The organism is Streptomyces sp. NPDC059002, assembly GCF_042740435.1.
GTDB lineage: Bacteria > Actinomycetota > Actinomycetes > Streptomycetales > Streptomycetaceae > Streptomyces.
The window spans coordinates 80709-91846 of sequence record NZ_JBHYJI010000038.1 but is presented as its reverse complement, the minus strand read 5'-3'; the positions used below and the strand labels follow the sequence as shown (position 1 = coordinate 91846).

Below are 11138 nucleotides of genomic sequence, written 5' to 3'. Positions count from 1 at the left end.
ACACCTCTGCATTTGAGCCCGTACTTCGCTCTGCAGATGAGCTAGTACGCCGACAAGAGAGGTCACAAGATCCGCCGGACAGGCCCTAGTCGGCGCGCCGGAACCGGAAAGCCTTCTCGTCCCGTCGGCCCGTGGGAGTGGCCTCCAAGGTGTCCCCGTCGACCACGACCTCCAGGCTCGTTGGAACGTTGACCGTGAGGCACGCGGAACTGAACGCGATGCGGTACGTGGCGCCGTCTCCGTCGCCCGTTTCCTTGTCTGTCACCTTCGCGTCTCCGCACAGCCTCATCGGCGAGGTGCCGAGTACGGCCTTGTTGTTCTTGTCGACGTGGATCGTTGCCCGGTCCGCGAAGTCGGAGTAACCCGGCGGCTGCGGCCCGTCCGCGATCCACTTGCCGGTGATCGGCTCCGACTCCTCGGAACACCCGACCAGCACCAGCCCGATGGCGAGTGTGGTCACTGCGAGCGTTCGACGCATACGGGTCTCCCGGTGACGGACGGCAGGCTGGGCCGCATTCAAGCAGATGCGGCGCGAGGTGCGTCACCCCGCCCGCAGCTGGTCCAGTTCGACCGCGATCTGACACAACCGCAAGCCAGGCGGACCGCTCATCCATTCGCTGCCAACCTGCGACCACTGACCTGGGAATCAATCGTCTAGAGATGGCCCTGCAGGTGGTCAAGGCATCCGGCTTCGAGACCATCGCGATCACACACTCGCCGGACAAGGGCGACCTGGGCGCCGACCACGTCGTTGCCAATGGCAAGCGGTCACCGCCGTCATCGGCGCCGACCGGATCGCCTTCGTCACCACGCCACCTGGTACGGCCGCGGGCGGCAGAGTAGGCATCCTCGCCCCCGGGCCTCTGATCCGCGCTCCCCTCCACGGGCTGTACGTGGCGAAGGGAAGGCAACCTGCCCCGGTCGCGACCTGCTGCTCACCGGTGCAGCTCTTCCATAGCTGCCTTGCCACGGAGGGATTTTGCTGGCTGCGGGCAGCTGTCGGACCGGCAGCCCTTGCCGTGCACGTCGGCCATGAGGACTCGGCTCCCGTGGGCGTCTCTGGTGCTGGCATTCTGCTGCCCGTCCGTGTCGGGGCGCTGGGCGTGCCCGGACCAGCGGTGGTACGGGTGAAACCTGTGCTGCAGCGTCGTGACCGGCCCCGACACTCCATGTCTTCGTCGGCTCGGCCCGCGCCGAAGCTCTGCTCGGCTCCGGGCCGTGGCGGCAACCCGAGTCGAAGCCGAGGGCCTTCGCCGACTCCGGAAGGCATTTTGAAGCAATCAGTAAAATGGCGAGGGTCTACTGGCACACACCACTGAGGACCGGAGCGAAGCGGGTTTGTCGACGCTGCACATCATCACTGGTGCTCCCGGAGCGGGGAAGTCCACGCTTCTGCGGCATGTGAGGACCTATCCGTTCGGCGCCGCCGACTTCGATGAGCTGCCGGAACCTGACGGCAGCCTGATGGGCATCGACATCACCTCGTCCTCGGCGAGTGCCGTGTGGCCCGCCTACAACAGGCTCTGGGTGAGGATCGCGGCGATGATGCTCCGAGGCGGCAGGCCGGTGCTGCTCCTGTGCCCCTTGACGCCCGACGAATGGGCCGGCGCGGCCGCGGATGTTGTGGGTCTGCCGTGTGTTGTGTGGGCGCGCCTGGACTGCACCGACGCCGACCGGCGCGCCCGCCTTGCCGCTCGGGGCTGGGAGTCCGGCCAGATCGAGGAGGCGGTCAAGGACGCGGAAGAGCTCCGGGCCGCGGTGGACCGGGAGTTCACCACTACAGGCCGCAGTTCTGCGGAGGTCGCCGCGGCCGTGGCTGACTGGGTCAACAGCAGCCGATGCACGCCCTAAGAGCTCGTAACAGGATCGTGCTGAACGGTCCTAGCCGGGCGTGACTGTCGTGACGATCTGACCGTTCGGGTGGGTGTGACGACTCGGCCGTGGATCGTGGATGACGACTTGTGGGCGCTGATCGAACCGTTACTGCCGTCCTGGCCGGAGCGGTCGTCAGGGCCGAAGCCGGTGCCGGACCGATTGTGCCTGCAGGACATTCTGTACGTTCTGCACCAGGACATCGCCTGGCAACTCCTGCCCCCGGAGCTCGGGTTCGGCTCCGAACAGTCCTGCTGGCGGCGTCTGGAGCGCTGGGAGCAGGCCGGGGTCTTCGAGCAGCTGCAGCACATGCTGCTCGCGAAACTGAACGCGGCCGGTGACCTCGACTGGTCCCGCGCGTGCGTGGACGGCTCCCCCATCCGCACGAAAGGGCGGGAGCCGAGACCGGCCCGTCGCCGGTAGACCGCCGGAAGACGGGCAGCAAACACCGCCCGATCTGCGCCGGACGCGGCACCCCGCTCCACGTCACAACCACCGCGGCGAACGTCAACGCCATCATCCAGACCCTCGCCCCGGTCGACGGCATCCCGCCCGTGACCGGCCGCCAGGGCCACCCCCGCCACCGCCCCGACCCCGTGCTGGGCGACACGGCGTACGACTCCCGGGCCGTCCGTCGTGAACTGCACAAACGCCGGATCATGCCCGTGGTCTCGCGCAAGGGTGCCCCGAATATCAAGGGTCTGGGCACATTCCGCTACGTCGTCGAGCGGACCTTCGCCCTGCTCCACCAGTTCAAGCGCCTCGCCGTCCGGTGGGAACGACGCTCGAACTCCACGACGCCTTGCTCTCGTTGGCCTGCAGCATGATCTGCTGGAGGCGCCTCAGGAAGGCGGGATCCTGCTCCTGGTACGAGCTCTTACACCCCTTTGATCGCCAATCTGCACAATCGAGATATGGCGATCACATCAACTCCCAGGTCGGTCACGCCCGATGACGTCCCTGACGTGAGCAGGACCCTGGCGCGGGCCTTCGCTCACGACCCCATGCTGGAATGGCTCCTTCCGGACGAGGGCACGCGAAGCGAACTGCTCGCGCGGTACTTCACTGCCCTCCACGACCTTCACTACGGGCCCCACGGCAGGTGCGAAACGACCGGCGGCGGCGCCGCCTTCTGGTTCCCGCCGAAGGGGGACGGCGCCGGGGAGCCCGGCCCCGAGCTGTTGGAGAAGCTCGGGGACGTCTTCGGCGACCAGGCCAGCGTGCTGCAGGACAGCTACGAGGTGATCAGCGCCGAGACGCCGAGCGAGCCGCACTGGTATCTCGCCGTGATCGGCTCCGACCCCGCCGCCCGCGGGCAGGGCCACGGCGCCGCGCTGCTCCGCTCCGGACTCGCCCTCGCCGACGCGGCGGGGGCACCGGCCTACCTGGAGGCATCCACGATCGACACCATCCCCTTCTACAAGCATTTCGGCTTCACCGTGCGCCGCGAGCTGCGCCTGCCGCACGGCGGGGTGTCAGTGTGGCCGATGTGGCGTGAGGCCGTACCAGCCCGGTAGCCCGACCAAGCCCACAGTTCATGGTCCGTGCATTCTGAATACCCGCATCGGTCGTGCCCGACCAGGGCACCTCAGCAAGATCCTGTTACGAGCTCTAAGCGTTCGCAGAGAATCAACGTGTTGTTTTCCGCGGGCGAGCTCATTCACGTGGTATGGGCATACCTCACGAGACTCGAGATCAACTGGCCATCAATTGTGGGGTGTTGTTCCCACACCTCGACGAGCGACAGCGGCGGCTGATGATGGGGGCCGAGGCCAGGATCCTGGGCCACGGCGGTATCCGGGCGGTCGCGCGGGCGGCCCGGGGCAGGGAGATGACGGTCCGCAGGAGCATCGACGAGTTGGTGGCCGGCGAGGCGCCTTTGGGCCGGGTACGCAGGGCCGGAGGTGGCCGGAAGGGGGCTGCGGATCTTGATCCGGGTCTGCAGCCCGCGCTGCTGGCGCTGGTGGAGCCTGACGAACGGGGCGATCCGATGTCGCCATTGCGATGGACGGTTACGTCGACCAGGAACCTCGCCGCCGATCTCACTCGTCAGGGCCACAAGGTGAGTGCGAACACGGTCGGAGACCTGCTGCGTGAGGAGGGCTTCAGTCTGCAGGCTGCAGCCAAGGCCCTTGAGGGTGGCGATGGCCCGCTCGCCGAGGCAGCGGATCTTGGCGTGAGTGGTGTTGTAGCGGCGCTGCCACATCTTGAGTCGGCGGCCCTGGAACGGAACCCGGACGGGTCGGCTCCTTGGTACGCCTTGTCCGTCCAGCATGTGAGCCCCGCGTCGGCGAGGGCTTCGAAGACCCCGTGCGCCCGTGCGCCCGTGCGGCGGTCAGGCCGTGAGGTGAGCCGGGCAGCGCGGGCGAGGCCCACAGCAGCCGTCCGAACGGGTCGGTGAGGACCTGGACGTTCATGCCGTGGCGTTGATGTTTCCCGGAGTAGTAGGGGGTGTCGGCGACGACGCGGTCGATGGATAGCAGGGTGCCGTCGAAGATGACGAACGCCTTCTCCGGATCGTCTTCATCGCTTCGGCCAGAGACGGGGCGAGGGCGGCCAGGACCTCGACGACCTCGCGTATGCAGCGGAAGACGGTTGCGATCCTGATGCCGACCCAGCTGGTGCCCTATCCCGCCAGGGATCCCCTCCAGTCCGCTCCGCACAGGGGAAGGTGAGGTGCCGTGGTCATGGCATTACTGGTGACGTTCTCGGCTGGTGGCGGCGGGGTAGTCCAACGCGCCGCGGGACGGGGTGAGCTGTCTCAGGGGGTGGTCGGGACGCCTGGCGGGTCAGTGATGGCTAGCTTCTTCTCGCCATGGAAGACGCCTCCCCTGTCATCGGAGAAGTCGTGGGTAATGTTGAGCAGCAGGAACGGGGCACGACGACCTCGCTTGTACGCGACATGAGTGATCGCGGCCTCGCCGTGGAACGTCCGGCTTCGGATCGGCGCCCGGTAGGTGTAGTGGAGCTCGGGGGCCAGGAAGGCGTGGCGTTGGCGTTGCCAGATGTCATCCAAGGTCCAGAGGTCGAAGGGCGCGGCGAGCCGGTCGCGGACAGCGGAAGCGATCAGGTAGTTCGTGATCTGACTGGCGCAGATCTGGGACTCGACCACAGTGCAGTGGTAGTCATCGCTGGCCGCGGGCGTGAAGTAGCAGGATGTGGGGACGGTGAACTGGCCAACGCACTGAAGGGGGTAGCGGTCCTGACTGTCCGCAGTCCGGACCTGAGCCCCGGTGAGGTAGCGGCAGTGCTCCTTGTAGCAGCTCAGGACGCGGGCCAGCAGAGCGGTGTCGTCAGCGCTGGCCGTAGCGGCGTTGGGGTGGGCGCGTGGCGGCTCATCGACTGGGCTCATGGTGTGTGGCTGCCACGCCAAGGGTGGGCTAACCGTCGTGCTGAACCTGTTTTCGGCCGAACTGGGTTGACTTGTCGCTGACTTGTTGTTCATCCGGCGCGGCGAGGTTCTGCGCCCCTCTGTGAGGGGTGGGGCGGCTGTATGCCTCAGTGCCGTTTCCATCCACCTGGAGTGTGCTGGGCGGACCGCGAAATTGCCACCTGCACCTGATCCGGAGCCCCGCCGTTGCTTGTCCGAGCCCACGGCATGCGGGATCGCAGAGCCGTATCGCAGGCGCTGGGAACACGACTGCGTTGCCATGCGCTTCGACAAGCGGGCATGCGTTTTTCGCAGCACAATCACCGTGGCGGTGATCCGGTTGTGGTTGCGTTTGTGACAAACGGAAGCCCCCCGCCGGTGTCCGGCGGGGGGCTTCTGCGCGCAGCGTGTCAGGCGGGCGCGGGGTATGCGTCATGGGCTCCGCTGTACTCAGGCTCGCCGCTGTCGAGTACCCGGAGGAGGGATGCGGTGACGACGCGGGTGCTGCGGCCGATGTGCAGTACGCGGCAGGGAAATTCGCCGCAGTGGACCAGGTCGTAGCCCTTTGCCCGGGAGAAGAACGGCGCTCAGCTCCGTCGCGTCGAACTTTGTTCCTGTCTAATCCGCCGAGTCACGGAAATGGGATCTTGCGATCGGTGAGCAGCCTCCAGATTCGTCATCCGGACCGGCATGCCCTGTGGCTCGGTCACCATCTCCAGGTACGGGATGAACATCTCCCGTCGCTTCACCACGTCGAGCAGCGCTGTCTCACACCAATTGACCTGGGACTGGGCTGATCCAATAGAACCACCTGCGCCTCAATGCCCTGTACATAGCGCGGCTCGACCAAGTAGCCAGGAGAGTTCGTCTCCTTCGCCTTCACGGTCGGCGGAAACAGCGGCGTACCCACCCCGGCCACCGGCTCGTACTCCGACACGACGCGTATCGCACCGTCCGCCGACCGCAGGCTCGCAGCGGCCAGCAGCCGCTCGTAGATGTCCTTCAAGGCAGGGTCTTCCGCTCTGCATGGTGAACGTCCGCGCCTCGCCGGGCGGACGCGAATTCGGTCAGCCGAGCGAGGCAGGTGCCATGGAAGCGGCCGGGGGCAGGTGGCGCGAAATCGCCTTGTTGGCTGAACTGGCGGGATGCCAGTGGTGCCCGAGCATCCCTCGCGCGCCCTCTGAAGTCCTTGCGGATCGGTCGCCGAACCGTCTGAGCGGTGGCCTGCCAGAGCTGAGCAGCACCTGGGTGGCGCATGCCAGCCGATGGCCATGCCGGAAGACTGTCGCCTGGTCACGATCTCGGTGGAGGGCGCAGCCAGCCTCGTTGCCTGGCCATCGTTGTTGACCGCACCGCCCCGGATCACCGCGAGGATCCGATCTCCGGCGCGGCCTGGACCGGCGGTCGAGCGGCTGTCGGCCGCCAACTGCCGCAGCGCTCCTGGGGTGTTCACTCCACCGGGAAATCGGCAGTCGATTCCCACCACGGCGGCCTGAGTGCCGGGACGGCTCCTCGCAGCCGCCGGTGTGCCTCGCCCGGTCAGTCAGTACCGGCTACGGGCGGCATCCCTTGGAGTGGCTCGCCCGACGAACCGGCCGGTTGTCCGGTCGCGTGGGCGATGGCCCGGGCGTAGTCGGCGAGGATCGGTTTCTCCGGGGCGATGAGCGCCGCGGGTGGTCGGTCGGCAGGGAACATGCGCCAATCGGTGTTCTCCCTTTGATCCACACGCGGGGTGCTGCCCGCGGGCGGGTGGGCGCGGTAGACGACGGTCACGTTGTAGATTTCGTCGCCGTTGGGATACCGGTAGAACTGGTCAGCGCCGGAGTAGACGTTGAAGAGCTGCAAGGTGCCGAGCTCGAGGCCGGTTTCTTCCTGCACTTCTCGCCGGGCGGTGTCCTCCAGGCACTCACCCCTTTCCATCAGTCCTCCGGGCAGGCCCCACCCTCCGGTGTCGGCACGCGCCAGCAGCAGCACGTGGTCCCGTTCGTCGGTGAGCAGCACAGCGGCGCCGGGGAGGATGAGGGGGCGGTGGCCCACCAGGGCCCGTAGTTCGGCCACGTAGTCGTGCATATGTGGTGGGTCCTCCTTCTGGTCGGCGCTTGCGGACGGGCGTGTCGTAGGCCGGGCGATGCCAGGTGCCGTTCAGTGTCCTGTGCCGGGGCGTCGTGAGCGCTGGAGGGCGGACTGAAGGTGGGCGACCACCAGTGCTCCTTCCTCCAGGGTGGCGAGCACGTCTGTTCTCCCTGTGCGCAGCAGCGCGTGGAAGGCGAGGTGCTCGGCCAGCAGCGGTTCCCTCGACGGCAGCGGTATGTGGGTGCTGCTGCCGTGGTGGGGATGGTAGGTGAGCCGTTCGGTGAGGGTGTCGGCGTGCAGACAGCCTCTGTCACCGGTGACGGTGGTGAGGCGTTCCCGGAAGGGGGACAGCCAGCTCACGACGTGGCTCGTCACACTGCCCCCGGTGAGTCGGCCGGCCAGGACGGCCAGGTCCTCGTGGGGACGGTTGGCGCAGCGGCGGACATGCGTGTCCAGGGCGGTGTAGGTATCGCCGGTCAGCCATTGAGTGGTGTCGATGTCGTGGACGGCGGTGTCCTGCAGGACACCGACATCGGTGATGCGTCGCGGCCTGGGTCCCTGGCGTCGGGTCGCGACGTAGTGGATGGTGCCGAGTTTCCCTGTCCGCAGGTGTGTTCGCAGGGCCTGGAGGGCGGGGTGAAAGCGTTCGATATGGCCCACGGCCGCAGGCACCGTCGCCGCCGCGAAGGCAGCTTGCAGGCGTTGGGCGGCTGCGGCGCTGGCGGCCAGCGGTTTCTCGATCAGCACGGGCAGCGCGTGTGCGGCCAGCTTCAGACCGATGGCCTCGTGGAGGCTGGTCGGACAGGCCAGCACGGCATAGTCGATTCCCAGGGTGAGAAGTTCGTCGGTGGTGGCGACCACCGGGGTGCCCGTGACAGCGCGGTAGCGATCCCCTGCAGGGTCGACGGCCCCCACCAGGGTCACCCCAGGCAGCGACTGCAGTACGCGCGCGTGGCGACAGCCCATGACCCCCAGGCCGATCAGGCCGGCGCGCAGAGGTGGGCCGGTCATGAGGTGTGCCGGGCTGCGGCCCAGCCGCGCCCGGCTTCGATGACGCGTCCTAGGGCGCGGGCGGACAAGCCCGGGTGGACCGGGAGGGAGAGGACCTGGTCGCTGGCGCGCTCGGACTGCTCAAGGCTTGGCCGGTGCCGGGCGCGCCAGTCCGCGTACGGTGCGAGGCGGTGGATGGGGGTGGGGTAATACACCTCGGTGGCGATGCCGTGTGCGGCGAAGTGCTCGATGACGGCACGCCGGACGGTCCGGTCCGACGGAATCCGGACGGTGTACTGGTGCCACACATGAGCGGCGCCCGGTGTCTGCTGCGGAAGGAGCAGTCCGCTGTCTTTGAGCCCGGCGGTCAGCGCGGCGGCGTGGGTGCGGCGGCGAGCCGTGCTGCTGCCCAGTCGGCGCAGCTGCACCCGCCCGACGGCCGCGGCCACGTCGCTCATCCGCCAGTTCGCTCCCACGACCTCGTGCCGGTAGCGCTCCACCATGCCGTGATTGCGCAGCAGACGCGCGGCACGTGCCAGGGCAGGGTCGTTCGTGGTGATCATGCCTCCTTCGATACTGTGCATGTTCTTGGTCGGATAGAAACTGAAGCATCCGGTGCCGAAGGTCCCCACTGGCCGGTTGTGCAGGATTGCTCCGTGCGCCTGACAGGCATCCTCGATCAGCGCCAGCCCGTGCCGAGCGGCGAGAGCGGTCAGCCGGTCGACGGGGGCCGGGTGCCCGTACAGGTGCACGGGCAGCAGCGCACTCGTGCGTGGTGTGATGGCAGATGCAGCGGCCTCGGGATCCAGGCAGTAGGTCAGCGGATCGATGTCGGCGAGTACGGGAGTGGCACCGGCCAGACGCACCGCGTTGGCCGTCGCCACGAACGAGAAGGACGGCACGATCACCTCGTCGCCGGGGCCGATCTTGTGGGCGAGAAGCGTCACCACCAAGGCGGCGGTGCCGGAGCTGACCGCGATGCACTCGCGGCCCTGGACCAGAGCCGCGTACTCCTGCTCGAACCGGGCGACTTCGGGGCCTTGCACGAAGTGGCCGCTGCGCAGCACCCGCACGACAGCGGCGATCTCCGGTTCCCCCATGACGGGCGCGGCGATGGGAACGGGGGATCCCTCCATCGACTGGTCCTCTCGTGCCTGGGCCCCCGCGCGGGTGTGATCACATCCGTGTTCCACCATCGAGCACGTGGGTTTCAGCCACCAGCCGTTGTGAGCCGTTCGGGCGCGGCCAGGTGCGCGGGAGACTGCCCCGCAGCCTCGGACGGTGGTGGCGCCGGCCGGCGGCAGTAGGCACGTCTGGCGAAGGTGAGGGCCGGGAGCCACCGCTCCCGGCCCGCACGGTCACTCCACGATGCGAATGGAGTTCGAGGGACACAGCGCGGCGGCCGTGCGGACGTCCTGGCGCTTTCCTTCGGACGGCTGCTCCTGGAGCAGGACGACGACGCCGTCGTCGCCCTGGTCGAACACGTCGGGGAGGAACATCGCGCACTGTCCCGCGCCGACGCACTTGTCGCTGTCCGTGCTGATACGCATGAGAGGGCTTCCCGCCGGGTCGGCCGTCACCAGGTGACGGGCAGTTCGTAGAGGCCGTAGACCATGGCGTCGTCCTTGAACCGGAGTTCTTCCACCGGAGCGGCGAGGCGCAGCGAGGGGACCCGGCGCAGCAACGTCTCGTAGACGACCTCCAGTTCGACCCGTGCGAGATTCGCGCCGATGCACTGGTGGATGCCGTATCCGAAGGCCAGGTGGCTGCGTGCCTCGGGGCGGCGGATGTCGAGGGTGCCCGCGTCGGGGAAGACGGACTCGTCGTGGTTGGCGGCGTTGTTCAGCGCGAGGATGCCCTCGCCCGCCCGGATCGTGGTGCCGCCGACCTCGATGTCCTGCAGGGCCACGCGCGCCGTGCCGGAGTCGGAGATGGAGAACGTGCGGAGCAACTCCTCGATGGCGTGCGGCAGTAGCGAGGGGTCGTCCTGAATGGCCGCACGCTGCTCCGGATGCTCGAGGAGCGCGAACACACCCAGCGCGATCATGTTGGCCGTGGTCTCGTGGCCGCCGACCAGCATCAGCCGGGCCATGGTCACCACGTCGACGTGGTCGGCTACCTGATCCACGCGGTTCTTCTCGATGAACCGGCTGATCAGGTCGTCACCGGGCGCGTTCTCCTTGGCGGTGACGAGCTTGTCGAGGTAGATGTCCAGGCCCTGCACCGCGGCCCCGTACTCCTCCGGGCTCAGTTCGTGGTTCATCATCGCCGCGGACCACTCCTCGAACTGTGCGTGGTCCTCGTAGGGCACGCCGAGCAGTTCGCAGATCACCAGGGAGGGCACCGGCAGCGCGAGCGCCGTCACCAGGTCCACCGGGCCCTTAGACGCGAGCATCGCGTCGATGTGCTCGTCGACGATCTGCTGGATGCGCGGGCGCATCTCCTTGACCCGGCGCGCGGTGAACTCGGGGATGAGCATGCGGCGTTGAGCCGTGTGCTCCGGCGGGTCCATGGACAGGAGCATCAGGCGGACCTGCGCCAGCATCTCCTCGGGGATGTGGAACTGGTGCGGATAGCCGGGCAGCTTCAGGTTGGAGCTCACGCGCGCGTCGCCGAGCACCTGCTTGACGTCTTCGTGGCGGGTGACGAGCCAGGTGGGCTTGCCGTTCACCTTCAGCGTGGCGCGCGCGACCGGCTCGCTCTCGCGCATTTTCGCGTACTCGCCCGGCTCGCTGAAGGGGCAGGTGCGCTTCATGGGGAACTGCGGGTACTGCGTCTCGGGTGCCTCTTCGGCGGACTGGGTCATGGCGGCCTCTCGGATGGTCACGGCGCG

General features: G+C 67.9%; 12 protein-coding genes and 3 pseudogenes. 5 read left to right on the top strand and 10 right to left on the bottom strand.

The window, feature by feature from the left end:
* Positions 1-85: 85 nt before the first annotated feature.
* Entirely contained in the window at positions 86-478 is a 393-nt protein-coding gene (locus ACFWZ2_RS28935; protein WP_384550547.1) for a hypothetical protein, read from the bottom strand.
* 182 nt (positions 479-660) lie between these two features.
* On the opposite strand from ACFWZ2_RS28935, the gene ACFWZ2_RS28930 reads away from it, so the two are divergent.
* The 5 genes and pseudogenes from ACFWZ2_RS28930 to ACFWZ2_RS28910 all read left to right on the top strand — a co-directional run.
* Positions 661-843, top strand: a complete 183-nt coding sequence (locus ACFWZ2_RS28930; protein WP_384550546.1) for a hypothetical protein — start codon at positions 661-663, stop codon at positions 841-843.
* Positions 844-1401: 558 nt separating this feature from the next.
* Positions 1402-1851 carry a hypothetical protein gene (locus tag ACFWZ2_RS28925; RefSeq protein WP_384550544.1) on the top strand — a complete coding sequence of 150 codons (450 nt, stop codon included), beginning with the start codon at positions 1402-1404 and terminating at the stop codon, positions 1849-1851.
* Between the two features lie 57 nt (positions 1852-1908).
* Positions 1909-2719: pseudogene (locus tag ACFWZ2_RS28920) on the top strand (IS5 family transposase); the annotation flags it as partial.
* A gap of 118 nt (positions 2720-2837) precedes the next feature.
* Entirely contained in the window at positions 2838-3389 is a 552-nt protein-coding gene (locus tag ACFWZ2_RS28915) for a GNAT family N-acetyltransferase (RefSeq protein WP_384550543.1), read from the top strand.
* Positions 3390-3541: 152 nt separating this feature from the next.
* Positions 3542-4024, top strand: a pseudogene (locus tag ACFWZ2_RS28910) (ISAzo13 family transposase); the annotation flags it as partial.
* Here ACFWZ2_RS28910 and ACFWZ2_RS28905 read toward each other — a convergent pair.
* The 9 genes and pseudogenes from ACFWZ2_RS28905 to ACFWZ2_RS28865 form a co-directional block, all read right to left on the bottom strand.
* A pseudogene (locus ACFWZ2_RS28905) lies at positions 4004-4483 on the bottom strand (transposase family protein); the annotation flags it as partial. The pseudogenes ACFWZ2_RS28910 and ACFWZ2_RS28905 overlap by 21 nt on opposite strands.
* Positions 4484-4633: 150 nt before the next feature.
* Positions 4634-5224, bottom strand: coding sequence for an FcoT family thioesterase (locus ACFWZ2_RS28900; RefSeq protein ID WP_384550541.1), 591 nt, complete (start codon positions 5222-5224; stop codon positions 4634-4636).
* Between the two features lie 605 nt (positions 5225-5829).
* Entirely contained in the window at positions 5830-5991 is a 162-nt protein-coding gene (locus ACFWZ2_RS28895; RefSeq protein WP_384550554.1) for a hypothetical protein, read from the bottom strand.
* A complete protein-coding gene (locus ACFWZ2_RS28890) occupies positions 5988-6248 on the bottom strand; it encodes a hypothetical protein (RefSeq protein WP_384550539.1) in 261 nt (86 codons plus the stop codon). Before ACFWZ2_RS28890 ends, ACFWZ2_RS28895 begins: the two co-directional genes overlap by 4 nt.
* 533 nt (positions 6249-6781) lie before the next feature.
* Positions 6782-7312, bottom strand: coding sequence for an NUDIX hydrolase (locus ACFWZ2_RS28885; RefSeq protein ID WP_384550537.1), 531 nt, complete (start codon positions 7310-7312; stop codon positions 6782-6784).
* 72 nt (positions 7313-7384) lie between these two features.
* Positions 7385-8326: a Gfo/Idh/MocA family oxidoreductase gene (locus tag ACFWZ2_RS28880; RefSeq protein ID WP_384550535.1), complete on the bottom strand. Its 942-nt coding sequence runs from the start codon at positions 8324-8326 to the stop codon at positions 7385-7387.
* Positions 8323-9441: a DegT/DnrJ/EryC1/StrS family aminotransferase gene (locus ACFWZ2_RS28875; RefSeq protein ID WP_384550534.1), complete on the bottom strand. Its 1119-nt coding sequence runs from the start codon at positions 9439-9441 to the stop codon at positions 8323-8325. The genes ACFWZ2_RS28880 and ACFWZ2_RS28875 overlap by 4 nt, the downstream gene beginning before the upstream one ends.
* Positions 9442-9663: 222 nt before the next feature.
* On the bottom strand, positions 9664-9855 hold the full coding sequence (locus ACFWZ2_RS28870; RefSeq protein ID WP_384550532.1) for a ferredoxin: 192 nt from the start codon (positions 9853-9855) through the stop codon (positions 9664-9666).
* Between the two features lie 26 nt (positions 9856-9881).
* Complete coding sequence (locus tag ACFWZ2_RS28865) at positions 9882-11111, bottom strand: cytochrome P450 (RefSeq protein WP_384550530.1); 1230 nt, start codon at positions 11109-11111, stop codon at positions 9882-9884.
* Positions 11112-11138 lie beyond the last annotated feature (27 nt).

Excerpts from the sequence above, each read along its gene's own strand:
- ACFWZ2_RS28930 (WP_384550546.1), top strand. The coding sequence starts at position 661 with ATGGCCCTGCAGGTGGTCAAGGCATCCGGCTTCGAGACCATCGCGATC.
- ACFWZ2_RS28880 (WP_384550535.1), bottom strand. The coding sequence starts at position 8,326 with ATGACCGGCCCACCTCTGCGCGCCGGCCTGATCGGCCTGGGGGTCATG.
- ACFWZ2_RS28935 (WP_384550547.1), bottom strand. The coding sequence starts at position 478 with ATGCGTCGAACGCTCGCAGTGACCACACTCGCCATCGGGCTGGTGCTG.
- ACFWZ2_RS28885 (WP_384550537.1), bottom strand. The coding sequence starts at position 7,312 with ATGCACGACTACGTGGCCGAACTACGGGCCCTGGTGGGCCACCGCCCC.
- ACFWZ2_RS28865 (WP_384550530.1), bottom strand. The coding sequence starts at position 11,111 with ATGACCCAGTCCGCCGAAGAGGCACCCGAGACGCAGTACCCGCAGTTC.
- ACFWZ2_RS28900 (WP_384550541.1), bottom strand. The coding sequence starts at position 5,224 with ATGAGCCCAGTCGATGAGCCGCCACGCGCCCACCCCAACGCCGCTACG.
- ACFWZ2_RS28870 (WP_384550532.1), bottom strand. The coding sequence starts at position 9,855 with ATGCGTATCAGCACGGACAGCGACAAGTGCGTCGGCGCGGGACAGTGC.
- ACFWZ2_RS28875 (WP_384550534.1), bottom strand. The coding sequence starts at position 9,441 with ATGGAGGGATCCCCCGTTCCCATCGCCGCGCCCGTCATGGGGGAACCG.